At 74.6% G+C, this 26,159-nt stretch carries 7 protein-coding genes; all 7 read right to left on the minus strand.

Translation table 11 applies throughout. The annotated features are described in order from the left end of the window. Position 1 precedes the first annotated feature (1 nt). Genes ACFYZF_RS07770 through ACFYZF_RS07800 form a run of 7 tightly spaced genes read right to left on the minus strand, consistent with a single transcriptional unit; the run spans position 2 to position 26,154 of the window. A complete protein-coding gene (locus ACFYZF_RS07770) occupies positions 2-757 on the minus strand; it encodes a thioesterase II family protein (protein ID WP_387017020.1) in 756 nt (251 codons plus the stop codon). Then, entirely contained in the window at positions 754-3,039 is a 2,286-nt protein-coding gene (locus ACFYZF_RS07775) for a lantibiotic dehydratase (protein ID WP_387017022.1), read from the minus strand. The genes ACFYZF_RS07770 and ACFYZF_RS07775 overlap by 4 nt, the downstream gene beginning before the upstream one ends. Then, the gene (locus ACFYZF_RS07780; protein WP_387017024.1) at positions 3,036-3,251 is read right to left on the minus strand and encodes an MbtH family protein; all 216 of its coding nucleotides are present in this window, start codon (positions 3,249-3,251) and stop codon (positions 3,036-3,038) included. The genes ACFYZF_RS07775 and ACFYZF_RS07780 overlap by 4 nt, the downstream gene beginning before the upstream one ends. Further along, the gene (locus ACFYZF_RS07785; protein WP_387017025.1) at positions 3,238-7,683 is read right to left on the minus strand and encodes a condensation domain-containing protein; all 4,446 of its coding nucleotides are present in this window, start codon (positions 7,681-7,683) and stop codon (positions 3,238-3,240) included. Before ACFYZF_RS07785 ends, ACFYZF_RS07780 begins: the two co-directional genes overlap by 14 nt. Then, positions 7,680-14,306 carry an amino acid adenylation domain-containing protein gene (locus ACFYZF_RS07790; protein WP_387017027.1) on the minus strand — a complete coding sequence of 2,209 codons (6,627 nt, stop codon included), beginning with the start codon at positions 14,304-14,306 and terminating at the stop codon, positions 7,680-7,682. The genes ACFYZF_RS07785 and ACFYZF_RS07790 overlap by 4 nt, the downstream gene beginning before the upstream one ends. Beyond that, a complete protein-coding gene (locus tag ACFYZF_RS07795) occupies positions 14,303-20,698 on the minus strand; it encodes an AMP-binding protein (RefSeq protein WP_387017029.1) in 6,396 nt (2,131 codons plus the stop codon). Before ACFYZF_RS07795 ends, ACFYZF_RS07790 begins: the two co-directional genes overlap by 4 nt. Next, a complete protein-coding gene (locus ACFYZF_RS07800) occupies positions 20,695-26,154 on the minus strand; it encodes an SDR family NAD(P)-dependent oxidoreductase (RefSeq protein WP_387017031.1) in 5,460 nt (1,819 codons plus the stop codon). The genes ACFYZF_RS07795 and ACFYZF_RS07800 overlap by 4 nt, the downstream gene beginning before the upstream one ends. Positions 26,155-26,159: the final 5 nt, after the last annotated feature.

A 26,159-nucleotide genomic window follows, 5' to 3' on the forward strand; every position in this document is an offset into this window, starting at 1 on the left:
GTCAGGTGTAGGCGCGGCGGGGCACGGCGGCCAGCACGTCGCGGACGGTGTGGAGCACTTCCTCCCGGGCGGTGTGGACGAAGAAGTGCCCGCCGGGGAAGAACCGTTCGACGGGCGGCGCGACGGTGTGGGTGCGCCACCCGTCGGCCTGGTAGTCGGTGACCGAGGTGTCGCTGACCCCGCGCAGCACCGTCACCGGGAGGTCCAGCGGCGGCAGCGGGTCCACGGTCCAGGTCTCCAGGACCTGGTAGTCGGCGCGCAGGATCGGGGTGAACATGGCCAGCAGATCGCGGCTGGCCAGCAGTTCCGGGGGCATCCCGCCGTAGTCGACGGTGCGTTGCAGCAGGGCGTCGTCGCTGAGCAGGTGCATCACGTCGGTGGGGTCCCGGCGGCAGGGGCTGCCGGCTCCGGAGACGATCAGAGCGGCCGGCGGAACGCCCTCCCGGCACAGCTCGCGGGCCAGTCCGAAGGCGACCGCCGCGCCCAGGCTGTGCCCGAACAGCACCACCGGTCGGGGTCGCAGCGCGGTGACCTGAGGGGTCAGCCCGCGCAGGATGCCGGTCATCGAGGTCAGCGCCGGTTTGCCGAACAGTTGCTCCCGGCCCGGGAGCAGGACGGCGGTGACCGTGGCCAGGCTCGCCAGGTCAGCGCCCCAGTCCCGGAACGGCGCAACGCCGCTGCCGGCGTACGGGACGACGACCAGCACCGGGCGATCGTCGGCGGGGCCCGGCGGGGGGACGAGACGGGCGGCACTCATCGTTGCGCTCCCGGGGACGAGGGGTGTCCGTTGCCGGCGCTCCGCTGGTCGACGCAGGCGATCCGGAACTCGGCGGTGTACCGGCGACCCGCCCCGTCGGTCAGCCAGAGCTGATCGGGGGCGGGCAGCATCTCCACGAAGGTGACCCGCCCCGTCGGATCGGCACGCCGCTGTCGCCGGATGTGCGTGAGCAGCACCTCCACCGACAGCGGGTTGTCGAAGTCCAGGTGGAACGGCTTGCGCTCGCCGCCGACGGTCACGAACACGTGCCGGGGCATGTCCCGGGCCGCGCCGGTGGCCCGCAGCTCGTCGTACGCCCGGTCGGTGCTCTGCCTCGCATTGGGCAGCTCGGGGTAGGGCAGGGTCCAGCTCTCCCGCTGCACCACCAGGTCGTCGATGCACAGCCGGGGGCGGTGGTCGGCGGCCGGCAGGACCCCGAACCGGGTGGCCGCCGCGTTGGCCAGCAGTTCACCGAAGACGGTGGGCACGTCGCCGGCGTACGACGGGTCGACCGACGAGGTGATGACGACCCGGTCGCCGACGCGGGTCGCGCGCAGCGCCGACACCGGGAGCAGCCGGGCGTCCCGGGGGTGGTACGGCGCGCCGGAGCCCAGCCCCAGGTAGGTGGCGGACGGCGACAGGTAGGCCGACGGCGGGACGGTCCGGGAGTTGATCTGCTCGTGGTCCAGCGGGTACAGCGGCGTCACCCGTTCGGCGGGGGCGCTGCGGTCCAGCATCGCGTGCCACCGGTCGCGGTCCGGGTGCCAGGCGTCGGCGGCCAACACGTCCATGGTGTTGTGGGCCGGGTGCAGTTCGCCGAGGACGGCCAGGAACCGCCCGTCGCGCAGGTCCGCCGCCGACCGGGCGGCGATCATCAGGTCGGGGCTGTACAGCCGGGTGCCGCGCCAGCCCACCACGTCGTGGGCGAAGGCCGACTCGACCAGGGGCCGCAGGACAGCCGCGTCGTGCCTGATCCGCCGCCGGCCCGGTTCTGCTCCGGCGACCAGGAGGGCGTGCCAGGTCCGGCGCAGCCGCTGCGCGACGGCGTCGGCCGGGGACGCGGCCCCCCACTCGGTCGTGGCTGCCACCGCCGTCAGGACCTCCGACAGCGGCACCCCCGCGCCGGGTGCCGGCTCGCGCTCGGCGATCAGGTCCGCGACGAACCGCTCGTACTCCTGGGCCACCACCCGGGTGAACCAGGCCGCGCTGAACAGCAACAGTTCCAGGGCGGGGCGGATCCGGTCCAGCACGTCGGCGCCGAGGCGGACCGGAAGGTCGCCGAGGCAGTCCTCGTAGGCCAGTCCCCGTCCGGCGTAGAAGCGGCCGGCGCCGCGCTGGGGGGCATGCCCGGTGATCCCGACGAACGACTGGTCGAGGCCGTCGAGGGCATCGGCGAGCCGGTCGGCGTCCCCGGCGGCGTCGGCGACCCGGTTCCGGGCCGCCACCAACTCGGCCAGGTCCGCCTGCGCCGCCACCCGGCGATCCGAATCGGCGACCCGGGCGAGTTGGCCGCGCAGGTGTGCCTCCGGGTCGACCCGCCGGGGCACCACCAGCCCGGCGGTGAGGACTCCCATCGCCCGCAGCCGGGTCAGGGCGGCGTCGACCTCCGGCGCGGGGTGGTCCGCGAGTTCGTCCAGCACGTCGGCGACGGTCCGGGTGCCGTCGCACACCTCGACGACCCGGCGCGGCAGCGCGGCCAGCCGCATCGGGGCGTTGTCGGCCAGCAGCACCCCGTCGGCGACGACGGCCACCCCGGCCGCCAGCCTCGGGATGGTCCACGGGTCGAGGCCGTGCCGGGTCTCGATCGCGGCGGCCACCGCCCGCAGCGCCCAGTGCTCGAAGAACACTCCACGTCGGTGCAGCCGGCCCGTCACCGGTCCGACGTCGGTGGCGCCGGTGGTGACCGATCCCCAGACGATCGGCCCGAAGAACCCGATGGTGTCGTTCTTCGCGCAGTACCGGGCCGCGTACGACCAGAGCCGACGCTGCGCCTCGCGGCGTCGCTGCGGTCGCGTGGAGTCGAGGTTGCGCCGCGCCTGCAGGAACATGTTCCGGTTCTGCCAGGTCAGTGCCTCGGCGAACAGCGGCTGCCGGACGATCTCGGCCAGGGCCCGTTCCCCGACGGCCCGCGCGGAGGCGTGGTCGGCACCCGGCTCGACGAGGAGCCAGTCCATCGGCATGCCGGCCACCCGGGCGAAGACCGACGGCAGCAGCGCCCAGTCCGGCCCGTACGGCAGCGGGCCGGCCGGTTCGTGCGGGGCGTGGTCGGCCACGGCGGTCACTGTGGCTCCAGTGCTCGGCGGAGGCTGAGCGGGCGCATGTCCACCCACACCTTCTCGATGTGGTCGAGGCACTCCCGGACTCGTCCGGTCACCCCGACCTCGCGCCACCCGGCCGGTACGTCCCGGTCCACCGGCCAGACGGAGTACTGCTCCTCGTGGTTGACCACGACGGCGTAGATGATGGTGTCGTCGTCCTCGTCAAAGAGCGCCATGAGTTTTCTCCTCCTCGATGTGGTCAGGCAGGTTCTCCATCTCCTCGCTGAACAGGGCGGCGAGTTTCTCGATGCCGGCCTGGTCGAAGTGCGCGGAGCTGTAGTTGACGGCGAACTGGAACCGGCCGTCCGCGACGCCGGTCTCCACGTCGATCAGCTGGTCGCGGCGGGTGGTCGGGTCGGCGATCAGCGCCGGCACCGGCACCACGCTCAACCCGTGCCGGTGGGAGCCGTCGCTGTCGGCCGACATGGTCCCGGTGTGGTTCAGCGCGATCTGCGGCAGCGGGACATCGGCCAGCGCCGACCGCGGTCCGGCGTCGCGGAGCAGCCCGAACGACGACACCGGGCGGGGCACCGACTCCACCAGCCGGCGCACCCGCCACCAGGTGTCGGAGAAGGACTCGGTGGGCCGGTAGGGCACGGTCGCCGGGTACAGCGCGGTGAACCACCCGACGGCGGCGCTGGTGTCCACCCCGCCCAGGGTGGTGTCCCGGCCGTGGGTCTCCACGAACAGGTACAGATCCTCCCCGGACCACCGGCTGTAGGCGCGGGAGAAGACGGCCAGAAGGGTGACCAGGACGGGGCTGGCGGTGCCGCCGGCCCGCAGCCGGTGCAGCGTGTCGGTGGCTGTCGGGGACACCTCCCCCTCGACGCTCCGGACCCCGGCCAGGGTGTTCTCTCCGCCCGACCCGGTGGTCGGGACCGGCCGGGGAGTGCCGATCGTCGACAGCCAGGCCGACTCCAACTCCCGCAGGGACCTGGTCTGCCCGGCCGCCGCGACGGCGTACTCGGGGTAGCCGGCCAGCGGCGTGTCCCGGGGCGGTTCGCCGGCGGCCAGGGCGGTGTAGTTGCCGAGGAAGTCCTGGATCACCAACCGCCACGAGTAGATGTCCATGACCAGGTGATGCACGGCGAAGTAGAGGGTGGTCTCCTCGTCGTCGAGCACCACCAGGCAGGACCAGAGCGGGCTGGTGGCCAGGTCGTGGCCGGAACGGTGGCCGGCAAGCAGCGACCGGTGGGTGGCCGCCCGGTCGTCGGGACGCCCCCGCAGGTCCACCACCTGGAGGGTCACCAGCGGGTCGGGGGCCGACTCGACCCACTGCCGCCATCCGTCGGTGGTGCGCCGGAACCGGGTCCGCAGGGCGCCGTGCCGGCGGGCGACGGCCTCCAGCGCCGCCCGTACGGTGTCCGGGTCGAGGGCCTGGGCCAACCGGATGCCCTGGGCCATGTCGAAGTGGGCCGGGTCGACGCCGGCGTGGTCCAGGAACAGCCGCTGGATCGGCAGCAACGGGACTTCACCCTCGTGGACCGGGGTCGCCACGGCCGTGTCGGGCTCCCGGGCGTCCACGTAAGCGGCCAGGTCAGCCACCGTCTGGTATGCGAACACGTCGCGCGGTTGCAGGTCGATGCCCTGCCCGGCGGCCCGGCCCTTGACCCGCAACCCGGCGATCGAGTCACCGCCGAGGTCGAAGAAGTTGTCCCGGACACCGACCACGTCGACCCCGAGGACCTCCCGCCACACCTCGGCCAGGATCCGCTCCGTCGGGGTGGACGGCTCGACGTGGCCGGTGACGGTGGGACGGCCGTCCACGGTGGCCGGCAGCGCCGCGCGGTCCAGCTTGCCGTTCGCGGTGACCGGCAGGGCGTCGATCTGGACCAGCATCGGCACGGCGTACGACGGCAGCAGTGCGCGCAGGTGGGCCCGTACCTGTTCGGTGTCCAGGGTCGCGGTCTGGGCGGTCACGAACCCCACCAGGTGTCCGTCGCGGACCGTGACCGCGGCGCCGGCCACGTCGGGGTGGACGAGGAGTGCCGCCTCCACTTCCTGCGGCTCGATCCGGTGCCCGTTGACCGACAGTTGCGCGTCGACCCGGCCGAGCAGGTGCAGCCGTCCCCGTCCGTCGATCGTGCCCAGGTCACCGGTGCGGTACGCCCGCGCGCCGGCACGGCCGGGGCGGGCGTCGGGGACGAACCGCAGGGCGGTGCGGGCCGGATCCCGGTCGTACCCGCGGGCGAGCGTAGGGCCGCTGAGCCACACCTCGCCCCGGGCCCCCACCGGGGCCGGCCGGCCGGTCCCGTCCACGAGGAGCGCGTCCACCCCCGGGTACGTGGCGTCCAGCCAGAGCGTCTCGGCCTGGCCGGCGACGGTGCCCAGGACCGCGTACGCGCTGTCGATGCTGGTCTCGGTGATGCCGTACGCGTTGACCACCCGGGTCCGCGCGCCGGCGACCTCGGCAAGGCGGACGTAGTCGCGGGCGAACCAGGACTCCCCGCCGATCAGGACGGTGCTGAGCTGGTCGAGGCGCTGCCCGGACAGCTCCACCTCGTCCATCAGGGGACGCAGCAGGCTGGGCGGAATGTCCACGACGTCTACCTGCTCGTCGAGGATCAGGTCGAGCAGCGCCGCCGGGTCCTCCCCGGCCGCCCGGGGGGCCACGACCACCGTCCGGCCGGCGCACAGCGCCCGGAGCACCTCGCCGATCGCCACGTCGAAGGCCGGGTTGGCCAGATGCAGGTGGTTGCGGGTACGGGCGGCGAACGAGTGCGCCGTCTCCCACCCCGCCACCGCTGCGGCGAGGGCACCGTGCTCGACGACGACCGGCTTGGATCGCCCGGTGGTCCCCGAGGTGAAGATCGTGTACGCCGCGTCGGTGCGGCCCGCCTCCACCGGCTCCTGGGCGTCGACGCCGTCGGCGGCGGCGAGGAGATCGGTCAGGGACAGCACCGGGGCGTCGGTGGCCACGACGGCCGGATCGTCGGTGAGGACCACGGTGAGGTCGACCTGGGCCAGCAGCGCGGTGGTCCGGGCCGCCGGCCAGGCCGGATCCAGCGGCACGAACTGGCCCCCGGCGAACCACACCGCCAGGGTCGCCGCGACCCGGTCGACGCCACGATCGGCGAGCAGGGCGACCGTCCCGCCGGGGACGACACCGTGCCGGCGCAGCCGACCGGCCCCCCGCTCGGCGGAGTGGAGCAGCGCCGCGTAGCTCACCCGGCGGGGACCGTCGACCACGGCCACCGCGTCGGGGGACGCCGCCGCCATGGCCCGGAACACCGCCGGCACCAGCTGCGGCTCCGCGACAGCCGGCGACCCGCCGGTCAGCGGCGCCGCCGCCGGCACCGCCGCCAGCAGGTCGGCCACCCCGGACGCGCTGCCGTCGGCCAGCGCCCGGAGGACCGCGACGAACCCGTCGAGCATCGCCTGGGCCGCCGGTGCCGAGACCTTGGCGTCGTCATGGAACAGCTCGACCACCGTCTCCGTCCCGCCCGCCACGCTGAGCACGAGCGGGTGGGCGAGTTCCTCCCGGGAGGTGGCCGCGACGATGTCCACCGGAGGGCGCCGGTCACCGAACCTGTCGTCGGTGATCAGCGGGTAGTTCTCGACCACCACGATGGTCTCGAAGAGGCTCCGGTGTCGGGGCACCTCGGCCACCGAGCGGATGTCGCGCAGCGACGCCTCCTCGTACGCCCGGCTGGCCAGGAAACGCCGCTGAAGGTCCTGCAACCAGCTCGCCACCGGCACCCGTCGGGGCAGCCGGGCCCGTACCGGGAGGGTGTTGATGAACAGGCCGACCATCGTCTCCGCCCCGGGCACGGCCGCCGGCCGCCCGGAGACGGTGGCGCCGAACAACACGTCGTCGCGGCCGCTGAACCGGGCCAGGACGACCGTCCAGGCGGCCTGGATCAGGGTGTTGAGGGTGACTCGTTCCTGCTTGGCCCGCTGGACGAGCCGGGTCGACTCCACGGCCGGCAGGGTCGCGGCGAGGACCTGGCGGCCCCGGTCGACCGCCCCGGGCGCCGGCGCCGGCAGGGGTGTCGGCTCGGTGAACCCCCGCAGCGCCCGCCGCCAGTGTTCCAGCACCTGCCCCCGGTCCCGCCCGGCGGTCCACCGCAGGTAGTCGCGGTAGTCGGCGGTCGGGAGGAGATCGATCGGGGCTCCGGCGCACCGTTGGCCGTACGCCACGAAGACGTCACTGACCACGATCGGGATGGACCAGCCGTCGATCATGATGTGGTGCGAGGTCCACACCATCTCCCACGTGCCGTCGGCGCGTTCGAGGAGTCGCACCCGGTGCAGGGGCGCACGTTCCAGGTCGAACCCGGCGTCCAGGTCCCGCCGGAGGTGCTCGTCGAGGGCGTCGTCGTCGTGCACCCCGTCGACGACCTCGAGCAGGTCGAACGGCTGGCGGTACACGGCCTGCACCGCAGCGGTCAGCCCGGTGTACGCCACGCAGGCCCGCAGCGCCTGATGCTTGGCGGCGACCGCGGTCCACGCCGACCGCAGCGCATCGGAGTCCACCGCCCCGCGCAGGGTGTAGCGGACCTGGCTCAGGTACGCACGGGCGTCTCCGGCGTCGAGAGACTCCAGCAGCATCCCCTCCTGTAGCGGGGTCAGCGGGTAGATCGCCTCAACCAGGCTCGGGCCGCTCATCGGGAACGCTCCTCTCCGTTGCTACTCAGCCGCGCGATCAGGGCACGGGCGGTCTCCTCGTCGAGGCCAGCCAGGCTGACGTCGACGCCGTCGAGCGACGCGACGGGGTGGGCCGCCCGCTCCGGCTCGCCGGCCGGGTCGACGATCCCGCCGGCGTTCGGGTGCACCCCGCCGCCGGTCCGGGCGGACCGGTCCGCCGGGTCGGAACCGGCCGGGACGTCCGCCCCAGCCGATCCGGCCCGTCCACCGTCGGCCGGGCCCGGCCCGTCAGGCCCGGCCGCCGGCTCCCCGGGCGCGGCGATGGTGGTCGCCCCCGCAGCCACCTCCGCCAGGGTCTGCGGGCCGAGCATGTCGGCGATCGCGACCTGGAGTCCCCGCGCCTTGACCCGGGCGACCGTCCGCAACGCGGTGATCGAGTCCCCACCGAGGTCGAGGAAGTTGTCGTGGACGCCGATCCGGTCAGCGCCGAGGACCTCCCGCCACACGTCGGCCAGGGTCCGTTCGGCGGCGCTGGACGCCGCGACGAACTCCGCCGTCGACACGTCCTGGGTGAACACCACGTCCGGCAACCGCCCCCGGTCGACCTTGCCGTTGGCGTTCAACGGCAGGTCGTCGGCACGGACCAGGCGGGGTACCAGGTGACCCGGGAGCAGATCCCGCAGCCGTCCCCGCAGGTCGGCGAGGTCGATCTCGTCCTGCTTCGGGACGACGAACGCCACGAGCTGGCCGTGTCGTACCGCGACCGCCACCCGGGCGACCTCGGCGAGCCCGGCCAGCACCGCCTCGATCTCCCCCGGTTCGATCCGGTACCCGTTGAGCTTGACCTGGTCGTCGACGCGACCGGCGAAGTGGAGCACCCCGTCGGCCCGCCGGTGGGCCCGGTCCCCGGTGCGGTACATCCGCGATCCCGGTGCCCCGAACGGGTCGGGGACGAACCGCAGGGCGGTCCGCGCCGGGTCGCCGAGGTAGCCACGGGCCAGTCCGGCGCCGCCGATGAAGACCTCACCGACCATCTCGTCGGGCACCTGCCGCAGCCCCGCCCCGATGACGTGGGCGGCCTCACCGGGCAGCGCCCGACCGACCGGCACCACCGTCGGGTCGAGGTCGTCCGGGGTCACCGGGTGGACGGTGGACCAGATGGTGGTCTCGGTCGGCCCGTACCAGTTGTGCACCGCCCCGGCCCGGTCCAGCAGCGACCGCCCCAGCCGGGCGGTCAACGCCTCGCCGCCGGTCCACGCCTCGATCCCGCGCAGGTCGGCGTCCCCGGCGAGCAGTTCGGTCCAGAGCGAGGGCGTGGCCTGGACCATGGTCACCCCGGCACGACGCACCACCGTGGCGAACTCGTCCGGGTCGAAACGCCCGCCCCGGTCGAAGACCACCACCCCGGCCCCGTGGGCCAGCGGGATCAGCAGTTCCGCGACGGAGATGTCGAACGACGCGTTGGTGGCGGCCAGCATGACCGCCCCCGGGGCGTACCGGTCGCCGATCGCGACGTCGAACGCGGTCAACGCGCCGTGCGGGATCATGACGCCCTTCGGCTCCCCGGTCGAACCGGAGGTGAACATCAGGTACGCCAGCTCCCCCGGGTGTGTGGCGACCGGAGGCCCCGCCGGCGTGGAATGTGCCGCCAGGTCGTCGACGTCGAGGACCGGGATCTCCGGGGCCAGGCGGGACCGGGTGGGGGTGGCCGCGACCACGTACCGCAGGGCCGCCCGGTCGCGGATCACCCGCTGGCGGGCCGCCGGCAGGTCGGGGTCGACCGGGACGTACACCGCGCCGACGCAGAGGACGGCGAGGATGGTCACCACCAACCGGTGGTCGCGCGGCAGGCAGACCCCGACGGTGTCGCCCCGCTCCACGCCGGCCGTCCGCAGCCCACCGGCGGCCCGCCCGACCACGTCGGCCAGTTGCCGGTAGGTGAGCACCGCGCCACCGGCGTCGCGCACCGCGACCCGGTCCGGCCAACGGGCCGCCCGGTCGATGACGGTCTCGTGCAGCCCGGGGAGGGTGCCCGGATCCGGCGCCGGGGTGGCGGTCGAGGTGTCCCCCGTCGACCACGCCACGTCGGTCGCCGGCAGGCTCGGGTCGGCGGCCATCGCGGTGAGCACGGCGCGGTAGCAGGAGAGCAGGGACTCCACGGCGGCGTCGGTGAAGTGCTGCGGGGAGGCCATCAGGATGAGGACCAGGTGGTCGCTGTCGTCGGCGGCACCGTGGTCGAACGACACGTACAGGGGGTAGTTGGTGGGGGCCTCCTCCTCCAGGTGCCCCACCCGGCGGACGTCGCCGCCGCTGCTCACCCGCTTCATCGCGTGGAACCGGGTGTAGTTGAACGCGGTCGTCATCAGCTGCTGCCGGCCGAACGCCAGTTCCGTCGCCACCCCCGGGTAGGTACGGAAGCGCAGCAGCCGGCTCTCCTCGACCAGGCAGGCCCGGGCCAGGTCCGCGAGGGTGCGCCCGCCGACGCCGACGGTCAGCGGCAGGGTGTTCAGGTACAGGCCCCGGGTCTGGGTGCTGCCGGCCGTCTCCGGCCGACCGTTGGTCACCATCCCCAGGGTGACCACGTCCGCGTTGGACAGGACGGACATCACCACCGCGTGCGCCGCCAGCAGCAGGCTCTTCATCGGCAGGCGCAGCCGGACCGTCGCCGCCTCCAGCCCACGTTGCACCTCGGGGTCGAGCGGCAGCAGGGCCCGCTGCCGGTGTCCGGGCGCGCCGCCCTCGGCCCGGGTCGGGATCCGCACCGGCCGGGCCCGGGCGATGACGTCCCGGAACAGCTCGACCGCCGCCGGGTCGGCCAGGGTGCGCCGCTCCCGCCAGACGTGGTCGCCGAACGAGTCCGGCGGCGGGACGAGCCGGGCGAGTGGCCGGTTGTCCCGGGCGGCGGCGCACACCCGGTCGTACTCCTCCAGGACCTCGGTGAGGGTGGAGGTGAAGCTCCAGCCGTCCAGGATGGCGTGGCACTCCACCGCGCTGAACCAGAACTCCGTGTCGGAGACGCGGTGGGCGGTGAACCGGACCAGGGGCGGGCGGGTCAGGTCGAACGGCTGGCGGCGCTGCTCGGCCATCCATTCCCGCAGGTCCCCTTGGACCTCGGCGTCGTCCCGGTCCCGCCAGTCGACCACGGGCAGGTCGACGCCGACGTGCCGCCAGACCAGTTGCAGCGGCTCGGAACAGGTGGCGAGGTCGAAACCGCTGCGCAGCACCGGATGCCGCTGGACGACCCGGTCGAACGCCTGCCGCAGCAGCTCACCGTCGAAGACGGCGCACCGCACCCGGGTGGTGGTGACGTTCAGGTAGCTGTTCTGGTCCAGCTGGTGAAAGAGCATCCCCTGCTGCAACAGGGTCAGCGGGTACGCGTCCTCCACCCCGGCGGGCAGCCGGTCGGCGTCTGCGGGAGCGAGCAGGTGCCGGTGGTCCGCCCGGCCGACCGGGGCGTCCGGCGCGGTCCCGGCCTCCGTCGGCTCCGCCGCCGTCGTGCCGGGGACGGCCGCGATCACGTCCCGGATCGACTGGTGGTCGAAGATGTCGGCGACGGTGACCGGCAGCCCCCGGGCGGACATCGCCGTGGCCGCCTGGACCGCCAGGATGGAGTCCCCGCCGAGGGCGAAGAAGTTGTCGGTCACCCGGACGTCGGCGACGCCGAGGAGGTCCTGCCAGACCGCGACCGCCGCCCGTTCCCGGTCGTCGACGGGGTGCCCGCCGTCGGCCGGACCGGACCGCTGAGGTGCCAGGTCCGCGGCCAGGGCCAGCAGGGCCCGCCGGTCGAGCTTGCCGTTGACGGTGCGGGGCAGCCGGTCGAGCCGGTGCACCCGGGGAACCATGTGGTCGGGGAGCCGGACGGCGACGAAGGCGCGGATCTGATCCGGGTCGGCCGCCGGGCCGGCCTGCACGAAGCCGATCAACCCGACGCCGGCACGGCCGACCTGGGCGGCTGTCACGGCGGCGTCCGTCACGTCCGGGTGGGCGAGCAGGGCGTATTCGACCTCGGCGGGTTCGATCCGGAATCCGCGTACCTTGAGCTGCTCGTCGACGCGCCCGAGGTAGTCGAGGTCGCCGTCGGCACGCTCACGGACCCGGTCGCCGGTGCGGTACATCCGGCCACCGCCACCGGTGAGGTCGGGGACGAACCGCAGGGCGGTACGGGCCGGGGAGCCGGCGTACCCGAGGCTCACCCCTGCTCCCGCGACCATGAGTTCCCCGGCGAACCCGACGGGCTGGCGGTTGAGGTCGGTGTCGACCACCACCGTGGTGAGGGTGGGCAGCGGTCGGCCGATCGGGCTCGCGACGCCGATGTCGGCGCGGGTGATGTCCCGCCACGTCACGTGCACGGTCGTCTCGGTGATGCCGTACATGTTGACCATGCGGGGGGTCCGGTCACCGGACCGTTCGAACCAGCCCGCCAGGGTGGCCGGCCGCAACGCCTCGCCGCCGAACACCACCAGCCTCAGCGAGTCCGGCGTCCCGGGACCGTTCTCGGTGACGGCCTGGGTCAGCGACCCGAACGCGGTCGGCGTCTGGTTGACGACGGTGACCCGTTCGTCGTGGAGCAGTTGGAGGAAGCGCTGCGGCGTCCGGGCGGTGTCCCGGTCGACCAGGACGACGGTGGCGCCGTCGACCAGCGGCGCCCAGATCTCCCACACCGAGAAGTCGAACGCGACCGAGTGGAACACGCTCCACCGGTCGTCGGGGCGCAGGTCGAGCAGGTCCCGGGCCCCGTCGATCAGGGAGCCGAGGTTGGCGTGGGTGACAGCGACACCCTTCGGGGCGCCGGTCGAACCGGAGGTGTAGATCCGGTACAGCGGGGCGGACCACGGGATCGGCGCCCGATCCGGTCCGGTGTCCGGTCGCGCTGCCCGCCGGCAGTCGTCGACGTCCACGACCGGCCGGCCGGACGGCACCTCGGAGGTGCGCGCATCGGCGATCACGGTGTCGACGCCCGCCTGGTCGAGGATCTGGCGGATCCGGTCCCGGGGGTGCTCGGCGTCCAGCGGGACGTAGGTGCGGCCCGCCTTCGCCGCCGCGAGGATGGCGGCGAGCATCCCCGGGGTGCGGCCGGTGAGGATGGCGACCGGTGGGGCGTCCGGGCCGGTCGGGCCCAGCCGGGCCGCGATCCGGTCCGCCCAGGCGTCCAGTTCGCCGTAGGTGGTCCCGTCGGCGACCGCGATCCGGCCGGGGTGGCGGGCGGCGGTCTCCTCGAACCAGCCGACCACGCCCCGGTTGCCTCGTCCGGTCCACCCGGGGGCGACGGCCGGGCGGCGGTCGTCGAGGAGGACCGCCGACAGGGCGGCCTGCGGTCGGGCCACCACCGCGGTCAGCGCCCGCCGGTAGCTGTCCAGCAGGGAGCGGGCGATGTCGTCGGGGTACGCCGCGACGTCGTGCTCCAGCCACAGCCGGGAGCCGGCCCCGACGTCCTCCACCTGCAGGGTCAGGTCGAACTTCGCGGTGCCCAGGTCGACGTCGAGCCGTTCCACCACCAGCCCGGCCACCTGGGTCGCCTCCCGCTCCTGGGTGCGGTGGTGGCTGAACACCGCCCGGACCAGCGTCCGGTCGCCGCCCCGGACCCCTCCGGCGAGGTGATCGGCCACCTCGTCGAACGGGGTGTCCCGGTGGGCGATCGCCTGGATCAGCGCCCGCTGCTCGGCACGCAGCAGGTCGGCGACGGTGATCGTCGCCCGGGTCGGGTTGCGCAGGCAGACCAGGTTGACGAAGTTCCCCAGTTCCCCGGCGTCCTGCTTGGCGCGGAGGCTGACCGGGAGGCCGACGAGGATGTCGTCGTGGCTGTACAGGGCCCGCAGGACGAGCCGGTACGCGGCGGCGAAAACCGCCGGCCTGGTCACCCCGTACCGCCGGACGAGGGCGTCGATCCCCTCGTTCAGGTCGGCGTCGAGGCGGTGGCCGACGCGCCGGCCACGGCGGGGACCGGCCGGGCGGGCGCCGACCGTGGGCGGGTCCACCGGCTCGACCCCGTCCAGGCTGGCCCGCCACCAGGCCGCGCTCTCGGGCGACCGGGGCATCGGCGGGTGCTGGCGGGGCACGACCGGCGCGGGGCGCTGCGGGGCGCCCGCGTACCCGGCGAACAACTCGGTGAGCAGGGTGTCCAGCGCGGCGCCGTCGACCACGATGTGGTGGGCGGTCAGCAGCGCGACGGTACGGGTGCCGTCACCGGCCAACCGCAGCCGGGCCAGCGGGGCGGTACGCAGATCGAACGGTTCCGCCGCCGCTGCGGACAACCAGGTGTCCAGGTCCGGTGGGGTCTCGACGACCGGAGCCGGGGGGTGCGCCTGCGGCGTCGTCTCGGCGTACGCCGTGCCGTCGTTGTCGGCGAACCGGGTGCGCAGCGTGGGGTGTCGGGCGACGAGCCCGGCGAACACGGCGGCGAGCCGACCCGGGTCCAGGTCGCCCCGGATGGCGACGGCGGCGGCGACGATGTACTCGGGGCTGCCCGGGTGCAGCCGGTCGAGGAACCACAGCCCGGCCTCGCTGGGCTCCAGTGCCCGCCGGTCAGCGCCCGCCCCGGTGCCGGGGGCCCGCTCCGCCACCGCCGGCGCGGGCGTGAGCCCGGCGGCGGCCAACCGGCGCTGGAACTCGGCCATCCGCTCCGGATCGTTGAGTTGCAACGTCATTGCGGGCTGCCTCCGAATACCTCCAGCGCGATGCCCGCTGTCGGCGCGGCGCTGTCGCCGGCGATGGCCCGGATCTCGTCCGCCATCGCCGTGACCGTCCGTACCTCGAACGCCCGCGCGATCGGGAAGTCGATGCTGAAGATGCGCTCGATGGTCTCCACCACGTGCAGGAGCGCGATCGAGTGTCCACCGGCCTCGAAGAAGTCGGTGGTGGCCGACGGGACCGGGGCGTGCAGGTGCGCCTGCCACACCGCGGCGACCAGCCGGACGACCGGGTCGTCGCCCAGCGCGGCGGTCCGGTCGGGCTCGGCGGCGTCGCCCCCGAGCCGGCCCAGCAACGCCTGCCGGTCGATCTTGCCGTTCTCCGACACCGGCAGGGCCGGGACCGGCACGACGACCGGCACGGCCTGCGGGATGAGCCGGGACTCGGCCCAGGACCGCACCTGGACGGCCAGGTCACCGGGTTCGGCGGCCGGATCGCGGGCGACCACGGCGGCGGCCAGCCGCGCCGTCCCGCCCGCGCCGACGAGGACGACCGCCGCCGCCTCGACCCCGGGGTGGGCGGTCAGGCACGCCTGCACCTCCCCCAGTTCGATCCGTACCCCGCGCACCTTCACCTGGTCGTCGCGGCGCCCGAGGAAGATCAGAACGCCGTCGGCACGACGACGAACCCGGTCACCGGTGCGGTACATCCGGGCCCCGGCGCCCTCCGGGTCGGGCAGGAACCGCAGGGCGGTGTCCCGGGGGGCGTCGATGTAGCCCCGGGCGACCAGGGGCCCGGCCACGTACGCCTCGCCCTCGGTGACCGGACGGGCGTCGTCGTCCAGGACGTGCAGCCGGCTCGGTGCGAGGGCCACCCCGACCAGCGCCGATCCGGGTTCGGCATCGGCCTGGACACCGGCGCAGATGATCGTCGTCTCGGCCGGGCCGTAGAACACGCTGGGCCGGGCGCCGGCCGCGCCGAGCGCGGACAGGAGTTCGGCCGACACCGGCTCGCCACCGGTGCCGACGACGACATCGCGTACGGCGTCGGCGTCCAGGCGGAGCACCTCCTGCCAGAGGCTGGGGGTGGCGAAGGCCGCCGTGGGCCAGCCATGACCGTGAGCGGTCGCGAACGCCCGTACCACCGAGGCCGGGTCGAAGGTGACCGACTCGGGCGGGTAGACGACCGGGCCGCCGCGCAGGGCCGGCCAGCACAGTTCCAGCACGCTCGCGTCGAAGGTGGGCGCGGCGAGCCCGACCATGCACCGTGCTCCCGCCCATGGGCCGAAGGCGTCGAAGGCGTCGAGGAACGCGACGAGTTGGCCGTGCTCCACCACGACGCCCTTCGGCTCCCCGGTCGACCCGGACGTGTGGATGATGTAGGCCGCCTCGGATGGCAGCGGACGGTAACCGGAAGCATCGGTGGACCCGGCCCCGACGTGGTCCGACGGGCCGGCGGGGGCACCGAGCGGCCAGGCGATCCGGGTCAACCCCGCCCCGCCGGTAGCGCCGTCCGTAGCGGGGACGTCGCCGGGGTTCCGGTCGGCGACCAACCATCCGGCGGCGCTGACCGAGGCGATCCGGCGCACCCGGTCCACCGGTGGGGTCGGGCCGAGCGGCACGTACACCGCGCCGAGCCGCCACAGCGCGTACGCCACCACCAGCGTGTCCAGCCGGGTCGCCAGCGACACCAGCACCCGGTCGCCGCGTTCGACACCCGATGCCCACAGCCCGGCCGCCACCCCGCTCACCTGCCGGTCCAGCTCCGCGAAGTCGTACACCCGCTCGCCCTGCACGACGGCCGGCCCGCCCGGCTGCCGCGCCACCCGGTCGGCCAACCGGTCGACCACCCCGGCCGTGGCGCCGGCCCGCCCGACGTGAGTCTCGTCGCCCGGATCTTCGCCCGGGTCGTCGCCCAGCTCCGCCACCAGCAGGTCCACCAGGTCGGCGGCCCGACGCCGGCCGACCTGGCCGGAGTCGAACCGGACGGCCAGGGTGTGCGCCCGGCCGTTGGCGGTGACGGTGAGCACCAGCGGCGCCGGCAGGCCGAGCGAGGTCGGCTCGAACCAGTCCACCCGCAGTCCGCCCACGCTCGCGGCCTCGTGGCCCTGCTCCCAGCCCACCATCGTCCGGAACACCGGGACGGCCCGGTCCGGCCGCCGGTCGGCGAGCGCCGTCACCCGGTCGAAGGGCACGAACCGGTACGCGTACGCCACGGTCAGGCTCTCCTGCACCCGGGCGAGGTGCTCCGCGCGGGTGCCGCCGGCCGGCACGGCACGGACGGCTGCCGTGTTGAGGAACGGTCCCGGGATGCCGGCGCCCGTCGCGTCGCGCAGCGACACCGGCAGCCCGACGGCGAAGCCGGTGGAGCCGCTCCACCGGGCCAGCGCCCGCTGCCAGGCGGCCATCACCACCGAGTACGGGGTGACGCCGTGGCGCCGGGCCACCGCGTCCGCGAGATGCGCGTCGACCGGCACCGTGAGCCGCCGGGCCGCCGTGTCCCCCGGGTCCGGGTCGGCGGCCGACAGGTCGAGGTCGACCGTGCCGGCCAGCGCCCGTACGGCGTCGGGCAGCCGGTCGGCCGCCCGGCGGGTTCCCTCCTGCGCCCAGGCGGCGTCCGGGTACTGGATCGCCGGATCCCGCTGGGCCGGCTCGCCCCGCCGGGCGCGCCGGTAGTTGTCGAGGAGTTCCCGGACCAGGATGCCGACCGAGTCGCCGTCCACCGCGATGTGGTGCACCGCCAGGTGCAGAACGTGCTCACCGTCGTCGAGCACGGTCAGGTACGGCCGGAACCACGACTCCCGCAGGTCGAACGAACGCCGGATCTCCGCGGCCACGGCCCGGTCGGCGCCGGCCGTGTCCCCGGCGGTCCGGAGGGCGAGGTGACCGGCGAGGACGTCCTCGTCGACACCGTGTACCTCGGCGCGGACCCCGTCGCCCCACCCGACGATCCGGCTACGGAGCACTCCGTGCCGTTCGAGCAGCGCGGTCAGGGCGGCGCGCAGCGCGTCCACGTCGAGCGGGCCGGCCAGACGCAACGGGATCGGCACGACCTGGGCGGCCGGGCCCTGGAACCGGGCGGCGAACCAGAACCGCTGCTGGGTGGGGGTCAGCGCCGTCCGGTCGCCCGGCTGTGGCCGGCGGGGCACCGGCGGGCCGTCGCCGGTGTCGTCCGGCCCGGCCTCCGGTAGCGCGCTGATCGCCGCGGCCAGCCGGGCCGGCGTCGGATTGGCGAAGACCGTGGCCAGGTCGACATCACGGTGGAATGCCTCGGCGCACCGGGCGGCGAGCTGCGCCGCGCTCAGCGAGTCCCCGCCGCAGGCGAAGAAGTCGCTGTCCACCTCGACGGTGGTGGCCAACAGCTCCCCGGCCAGGGCGGCCACCATCGCGGCGCCGCCACCGGCGGGCGCGGGGGCGGAGACGGCGGAGGCGGGCGCGGCCGGATCGGTGGTGCGCTCCCGCAGGGCCTGACGGTCGGGTTTCTCCCCGGCGCTCCTGGGCAGGTGGTCCAGGACGTGCACCCGGCGGGGCGCGCCGACCTGCGGCAGCCGGCCGGACGCCGTGGCACGCAGCTCGGCCTCACCGACGGCGCGGCCCGGGCGGAGCACCACCCAACCCACGAAGTGCCGGTCCGGGCCGTCGGTGACCGTGGCCACCGCCTCGGCGACGTCGGGGTGGGCGCGCAACGCGGCCTCGACGTCACCGAGCTCGATCCGGACCCCCCGGACCTTCACCTGGTCGTCGGCGCGACGCAGGAACTCCAGTCCGCCGTCGGCCGGCGAGTGGCGGACCAGGTCGCCGGTCCGGTACAGCCGTTCCCCCGGTCGCGTCGGGTGCGGTACGAAGGCCAACGCGGTCGCCCGGGGATCGGCGAGGTAGCCGGTGGCGAGCGGCCCTCCGGCGAGCAGCTCGCCGACCTCCCCGGGGGCGACCGGGTCGAGCCGGGCGTCGACGACGAGGACGTCGTGGCCGGGTACGGCCGCGCCGATCGACGGGTACGCCGGCACCGCACCGCCCGCGGTGACAGACACCGTGCCGACCGTCGCGGTGATCACCGATTCCGTCGGACCGTACGCGTTGAGCAGGGCGATGCGCCGCGGGGCCGACGTCGCCCACCGGGCGACCGCCTCGGGGGTGAGGGCGTCCCCGCCGGCCAGGACGATACGCAGGGCACTGCCGGCGAGGTCCGCCCAGGTGGCCTGCGGTGCGCCCGTGAACTGGACGAACCACGGCGTGGGCAGGTTCGCCACGGTCACCTCGGTCTGCCGGGAGATCCGACCGAAGTGGGCGGGATCCCACGGCTGCTCGCCCCGCAGGACCAGGGTGGCACCGGCCAGGAGGGGCACGATGACCTGCTCGATGGCCGCGTCGAAGCCGTGCTCGGCGAACTGGAGGTACCGGTCGGCGGGGCGGACGGCGAGCCGCTCGACCATGCCCCGGGCGTGCCGGAGAAGGGTGTCGGTCGCGACGTGGACGCCGCGCGGCACCCCGGTGCTCCCCGAGGTGAAGATCAGGTATCCGGGGGCGGTCCGCAGCTCCGGACCGGGTCGGCCCGGCAGCGGGCGAACCGTCAACCCGGCGCCGCCCACGTCGGTGACCTCCCAGGTGGCCGCCGCCTGCTCGACGACGGCGGCGCGGCGCGGACCGGGCAGCCGCCGCGACAGCGGCACGTACACCGTGTCGGCGGCCAGGCACGCCAGCAGCCCGATCAGGGCCGGCACGCCCCGCGTGGTGTCCACCACCACCCGGTCGCCGGGGCGCGCCCCGGCCGCCCGCAGCCGACCGGTGAGGTCGTCGACCGCGTCCCGCAGGTCCTGCCGGGTCAGCGTCCCGGTCTCCCCGTCGACGGCCGTGCGGGTCGGGTCGGCCGCCACGTGCCCGCGCAGGACGTCGAGCAGTTCCGCCCCCCCGGCGGGGTCGGCCGCCGGCCGTTCGGAGCTGGTCGGCGCCACGTCGGACGTCCCGGGCCCGGGCAGCTCCGCAACGGATCGGCCCAGGTCGGACGGGACGGGGTGTGCGGGGGGCGGGGTCGAACCGACCAACTCGGCCAGCTGGGCATGGAAGGCCCGGGCCAGCCGGGCGATCGTGGCGGGACGGTACAGGGTCGGGTCGAAGACGAGTTTGGTGTGATAGCGCCGGCTGTCGTCGGCGATCTCCAGGACGACCGGCATCTCGGCCGCACCCGGAGAGGGGGGTCGCGGGACGAGATCCATCAGACGCGGGTCGACGGAGAACTTGTTGAAGCACACGCCCAGACCGGCGGACGGGCCGGCCGACGGGCCGTAGACGCCTCGCCGGACCGCCTCCAGGGGTGCCTGGGTGGTCCCGAGTGCCCTCGCCACCGCCGCCGCGCAGGCCGCCACCGTGTCCCCGGCAGGAGCGAGCAGGTCGACGGTGACCCGGACCAGAGCGGTGTTGACGAACAGCCCCACTATCCGGGCCACGTCCTCGTGGTCGCGCACCGAGACCGGCATGCCCAGGACAAGGTCGGTGCGGCCCGTCCAGGCCGCCACCACCCGGGCCCACGCGGCGAAGAGAAGCACCGTGTCGGTGGTCCGGCGGGCCTGCGCGGCTGCCCGCACCGCGTCGTGCAGCTCCGCCGGGAGCGCGACGTCGTGCTCGAAGGCGTCCGCCGGCACACCGACCTGCGGCGCCGCGGGCCCATCGGCCGGCGCGGGGTCGGCCGGAACCTCGACGAGGTCGGCCGGGATCCGTACGGGGTGGGGGGCGTCGCCGAGCGCCGCCACGGCCCGGTCGACCTCGGCGCGCAGCGCGGCACGTTGCTCCGCCGAGTCGCGCCAGACCGCGTAGTCGGGGTAGTCCATCCGCGTCGACGTGGGCCGGCCCGTGCTCAGCGTCTCCGCCAGGAGGGAAAGGGAGTGCCCGTCGCAGGTGAGGTGGTGCACGGAGATCAGCAGACGGCCCTTTCCGTCCGGCAGTCGCAGGTGGGTGAAGCGGATCAGCGGCTCGTGTTCCAGGTCGAACCGGTACCGGGCGGCCTCGGCACGGTGCCGGGCCAGCTCGGCCTGCGCCGCCACCGCCGAGAGGCCGCCCAGATCGACGTGGGACACCGGAATGTCGGCGGCGGGACGCAGCCGGATCGAGGGTGCCCCCGCCTCGACCACGACGGCGCTGCGCAGGGCCGCGTGCTGGTCGACCAGGGTGTGGCAGGCCGCCGCGATCACGTCCCGGTCCGGCCAGACCTCGATCTCCGTACTGAGCGTGAAGACCGGCTGCGGGCCGGCCAGCCGGTCGGCGAACCAGAGCCGCCGCTGCGCCTCCGTCATCGGCAGCAGGTCCGGATACTCGGAGAGCGGCGCCGGCCGCGACGGGGCCGGCGCCATGAACGACCGGCGTCCGGCGAGGATCTGGGCCCGCAGCTCCGCCCGGGTGGGCCGGTCCCCGCTCACGCCCAACCGTCCCCGGAGCTGGCGGTCTGGTCGACGAGCCTGTCCAACAGCGCGTCGAGCCGGCCGTCCACGAGGACCGCGAGCCGACGCACCGTCGAGTGTTCGAACAGTTCGGCGACGGACAGCTGGATGCCGAACCGCTCCCGGGTCCGCGAGGACAGCTGGACCGCCGTCAATGACGAGCCGCCGAGGACGAGGAACTCGTCGTCGAGGCCGATCGGGGCGATGCCGAGCGCCTGCGCCCACAGTTCGGCGATGGCGCTCTCCACGTCGGTCTCCGGCGGGACATACCCGCCGAGGTTCTCCGCGCGGGCGGTGCCCGCGCCGGCCATGGTGTCCTGGTGGGTCGTGACCGCGTCGGCGGAGAAGGCCTGCATCTCGTCGATCCGCTTCTGGAGCGGACCCACCGAGGTGATCAGCTGTGGCTGGTCCGGCACCGCCATCATCCGGCGGAACAGCTCGATCCCCTGCTCGCTGCTGATCAGCATCAGGGAGTCACCCGACGACGACCCGGTCGGCCCACCGGCCGCCGCCGGGCGCGTCGGTGGCGCGTCGGCGGAGGCGGAGGCGGAGGCTGCCCCGGCCGCGGTCCGGGCTCGCAGGATGTAGCTGTCCACCATCACGCAGACCCGCCCGTCGCGGTCGACGATGATCTCGTCGACCTCGATGAACTCGGGTCGGTCCGGGTCTTGCCGGTGCGTCTGCAACACCCATGCCTCGGCCGGGATCGGCGCGTACACCCGGACACCCGCGTACGAGAACGGCAGGTAGCTCGCCGCCGCGCCGGACAGGCCGTGGGCGGCCTGGTCCAGCAGGGCCGGGTGCAACCAGAGCCGGGGGTCGGCGTCATCGGCCACGAGCCGGGCGAGCCCGGCGTCCCCGTCGCGGAAGTACTCCCGGACCACGTCGAAGTACGGGCCGAAGGCCACCATCCCGGAGGACTGCCGTCGGGCGTCGACGGCCGGCAGCGCGGCCCGGACCCGATCCAGGTCGACCGTCTCACCGGCCAGTTTGTCGATCGTCCGCAGCACGCCCTGGCAGTGCACCGTCCGTGGGCCCGCCCCGTCCGCACCGACCGTGATCTCGAACGGGGCGCCCTCGGCGGCCCGCTCCGGCGCGAACGACAGGCTCAGGGTGAGCGGGCCGGTGACCACGATCGGGTCGCTGAAGAGGAGGTCCTCAATCCGTACCGGCACCTCGCCCAGGGCGTGGTGGGCCGCCGCACGGACGGACTCCAGGAGCATCGTCGCCGGAACCACCGCCGCACCGGCGATCCGGTGCTCCATGAGGGCCCGGTGTCCGTCCGGGGTGAGCATCCCCTGGTACCGATGGGTGCCGTCCGCCTTTACGGTGACCGACTGCAGGAACGGATGGTCGAGGGGTTCCGTCCGTCCGCCCTGGCTGATCGCCCGTAGTGCCTGCACCCCCTGGGATGCGCCCTGGTCCGCCACCATGCCGACCTCGCGCCAGCCGACCCAGTTGATGGAGACGACCCGGGGACGGCCCGGCCGGTCGGCCACCGAGTTCGCGAACGCGTCCATGAACAGGTTCGCCGCGGCGTAGTCGCACAGGCCGTACCCGGAGGTGACCGCGATGATGGACGAGCACAGCGCGACGAAGTCCAGTTCCGGATACTTCTCGGTGGTGAGTTCGTCGTACAGCGCCAGGACCGCGTCCACCTTCGGACGCAGGACCCTCGCCGCGTTCTGCTCGTCGTGCAGGGCGAGCAACTGCCCACCGGGCAGCCCGGCGGCGTGCACGATGCCGTGCACGGCACCGAACTCCGCCACGGTCTCCCCCAGCACGGCGGCCAGGGCGTCGGGATCGGTGATGTCAGCGGCGACCACCCGCACCTGGGCACCGAGGCGTTCCATCCGCTGCACCGCCTCGATCCGCCGGCGCACCGCCTCGTCGGTCCCCGCAGCCTCGGACAGCTCCGCCCACCGGGCCCGCTCCGGCAGGCCGGTCCGACCGACCAGGACCAGCCGGGCCTGTTCCGTCTCGGCCAACGACTCGGCGATGGTGACACCGAGGCCGCCGAGACCACCGGTGATGACGTAGACCCCGCCGGGGCGCAGGGCGGACCGGTGGACCGGCCCGTGTCGCAGGGTGGCGTACGACCTGACCGCCCGCCGGTGCCCGCGCACCGCGACCACCTCGTCGGCGGGATGCCTGATCTCGTCGACCAGTCGGGTCGCGAGCACCCGCGCCGGGCCGATCCTGTCCAGGTCGATGTGCCGTACCGTCACCAGCGAGGCCTCCCGCGGCAGCGCCCGGAACGGACCCAGTGCGGTCGCGCTGAACGGCACCGCCTCCTCACCGGCCACGGAGAACAGCCGGCTGGTGACCACGACCAGCTCCACCGGGTCGCGGACCACGTCGAGCAGGGCGCAGGCCAGGACGGCAGCCCGCCGGTACGACCGGTGCGCCGGGGTCGGGTCGGTGCCGGTCGGGTGCCCCTCCGGGCCCGGCACGTCGTAGCCGACGACCACCCGGTCGGGTGCCTGGCCGCTGTCCCACAGCTGCTCGATGACCGCCCGGATCTGAGTCGCGTCCTCCGGGTCGGCCTCGAAGACGCCGAAGTCCTCGATCAGCGCCGGCCCCGCGTCGAGTCGGGTCACACTGGCGCCGTGAGCGAGGGCCGCGGCGGCGACCTCGGCGGTGAACGTCGGGTCGGTCCCGAGGACCAGCCAGTGCTCGCCGAAGACGTCCGCGGCCCCGGCGGTGCGCGGCGCCTGGGTCCAGACCGGCACGTAGAACGGGGTCTGCAACGGTTCGTTCGGGATCTGCTCGGTCTCGGCCACCACGGTCCGGGCGGTCGGGTCGGGGTCGACCCAGTGCCGCCGTCGCTCGTACGGGTACCCGGGCAGCTCGACCCGGCGGGGTGCCGGCCCGGTGCGGACGGCGGCCAGGTCGACCGGCACCCCGGCGGCCCACAACGCCCCGGTGGTCGCCAGGACGTGGTCCCGCTCGTCGGTGCCCTCCCGCACGGTCGGCAGGCTGCCGGCCCACTGCGGGGTCATGCCCTGCGCGATCGCGGTCTGTCGGGCGAACGCACCGAGCGCGCGTCCCGGGCCGACCTCCAACAGGAACGGGTTTCCCCGGCGGATCAGCTGGGTGGCCGCGGCCCGGAACCGGACCGGCTGGCGCAGGTGCGTGACCCAGTAGCCAGGGTGGGTGACCTGCTCCGGGTCGGCCCAGTCGCCGGTGACGTTGGACAGGAACGGCACGGTGGGTGCGGCGAGCCGGGCCTCGGCGACCACGGCGGCGTACTCGTCGAGGATCGGCTCCATCATCCGCGAGTGGAAGGCGTGCGAGGTGCGCAGCGGGGTGCCGGTGATCCCGATGTCCTCCAGTTCGGCGGCGAACCGGGCCACCGCCTCCCCGGTGCCGCTGACCACGCAGGCCGACGGGGAATTGTCGGCGGCGATCTCCAGGTCCGGCGGGAGCAGGTCGGCCGCGGCTTCGACGCCGACCGGCAGGGCGAGCATCGCGCCCGGGGCGACGGACTGCATGAGCCGACCCCGGGCTGCCACCACGCGCAGCGCGTCCTCCAGGGAGAAGACCCCGGAGATGGCGGCGGCGGCGAGCTCACCGACGCTGTGCCCGATCAGCGCGGCCGGTACGACTCCCCGGGCCTTCCACAGGGCCGCCAACGCCCATTCCAGGGTGAAGATGGCCGGCTGGGTGACGGCGGTCCGGGCCAGGGCTGCCTGCGCCGCGTCGTCGGTCGGGTCGGCGTGCAGGAGGGTGCGCAGGTCCAGGCCGAGCAGGGGTGCGAGCAGGTCGCTACAGGCGTCGACCGCTTCCCGGTACGCGGGCTCGGCCGCGTACAGCCCACGCCCCGTCCCGGGGTGTTGGGCGCCCTGTCCGGGCAGGAGGAAGGCGACCTCGCGGCGACCGGTGACCGGGACGGCCGGGTGGGAACCGGCGGTCCGCAGCCGGTCCACCGCCTCCGTCGTCGACCTGGCCGCCACCGCCCGTCGTACCGGGTGCGTCGTGCGCCCCTCGTGCAGGGTGAACTCGAGGTCGTCGAGGCGGACGTCGGTGGCCTCCAGGTGTGCCGCGAGCCGGTCCGCGACGGTGGCGAGCGCCTCCGGCGTGCGGGCGGAGAGGGTGAGCAGGTGCGGCCCGACCGGATCGGGCCGCGGCTCGGGCTCCGGTGCCGGAGCCACGAGGACGTGTGCGTTGGTCCCGCCGATGCCGAACGAGCTGACCGCGGCGACCCGCCGGGCCTCACCGGTCCACGGCTGAGGCTCGGTGGCCAGCCGGAACGGGCTGTCGTCCAGCGTGATGGCCGGGTTCACCGGGGCCCAGTTGATCGTCGGCGGGATGATTCCCTCCCGGACCGCCAGGGTCGCCTTGATCAGGCCGGCCACCCCGGCGGCCGCTCCGAGATGTCCGACGTTGCCCTTCACCGACCCCAGCGCGCAGTAGCTGGCCTCGTCGGTGTCCGCCCGGTACGCCTGGGTCAGCGCGTCCACCTCGATCGGGTCGCCGACCACCGTGCCGGTGCCGTGGGCCTCCATCAGCCCGATCGCCCGGGCGGTCAGCCCCGCGCGTTCCAGGGCGGCGCGGACCACCTTGACCTGCCCGTCCACTCCGGGCGCGGCGAACCCGGCCCGGAGGTTGCCGTCGTTGGTGATCGCCGAGCCGAGCAGGACGCCGTGGATGAGGTCCCCGGCGGCCTGCGCGTCAGCCAGCCGCTTGAGCACCACCACCGCTCCGCCGTTGGAGAAGATGGTGCCGGAGGCGTCGGCGGAGAACGGCCGGACATGGCCGTCGGCGGAACGGATTCCCCCGGCCTCGTACACGTAGCCCACGTCCAGGGGGAGGTCCACCTGGACGCCCCCGGCCACGGCGACGTCGATCTCACCGAGGAGCAGGGCCTGCACCCCGAGGTGCACGGCGACCAGGGAGGTGGAGCAGGCGGTGTACACGGACAGGCTCGGCCCCTGGAAACCGAGCTTGTACGACACCAGGGGGGCGATGTAGTCGGGGCTGTTGCCGATGCGGATGCTCATCCCGCCGGCCGCGTCGGCCACCGTTGGGTTGGCCTCGATGTAGTCCTCGCGATAGTCGCTGGCCGCGCTGCCCCCGTACACGCCGACCCGGCCGAGGTCGCCCGCCGGGTCGTGCCCGCCCGCGGTCAGGCTGGAGTGGGCCAGCTCAAGGAAGAGCCGGAACTGCGGGTCGGCCAGGGCGGCTTCCCGCGGACTGAGGCCGAAGAAGTCGGCGTCGAACAGGTCGAGGTCGGCGGCGCCGGCGTAGACCCGCCGGTACTCGGGCCGGGACAGCGTCGACTCCTTGACACCCCGCAGGCGCGCGACTTCGTCGTCGGTGACGGCCATCGCCTCGTGGCCGTCGAGGATGTTGCTCCAGAAGGTCTCGACGTTGTCCGCGCCGGGAACCCGGGCAGCCATCCCGACGATCGCAATCTCGCCCTGCTGTGTCATGTCTG

The organism is Micromonospora sp. NPDC001898, assembly GCF_042891255.1.
In the GTDB taxonomy this organism is placed as follows: domain Bacteria; phylum Actinomycetota; class Actinomycetes; order Mycobacteriales; family Micromonosporaceae; genus Micromonospora.

Coding starts and splice junctions, on each gene's coding strand:
- ACFYZF_RS07800 (WP_387017031.1), bottom strand. CDS start 26,154: ATGACACAGCAGGGCGAGATTGCGATCGTCGGGATGGCTGCCCGGGTT.
- ACFYZF_RS07780 (WP_387017024.1), bottom strand. CDS start 3,251: ATGGCGCTCTTTGACGAGGACGACGACACCATCATCTACGCCGTCGTG.
- ACFYZF_RS07770 (WP_387017020.1), bottom strand. CDS start 757: ATGAGTGCCGCCCGTCTCGTCCCCCCGCCGGGCCCCGCCGACGATCGC.
- ACFYZF_RS07785 (WP_387017025.1), bottom strand. CDS start 7,683: ATGAGCGGCCCGAGCCTGGTTGAGGCGATCTACCCGCTGACCCCGCTA.
- ACFYZF_RS07790 (WP_387017027.1), bottom strand. CDS start 14,306: ATGACGTTGCAACTCAACGATCCGGAGCGGATGGCCGAGTTCCAGCGC.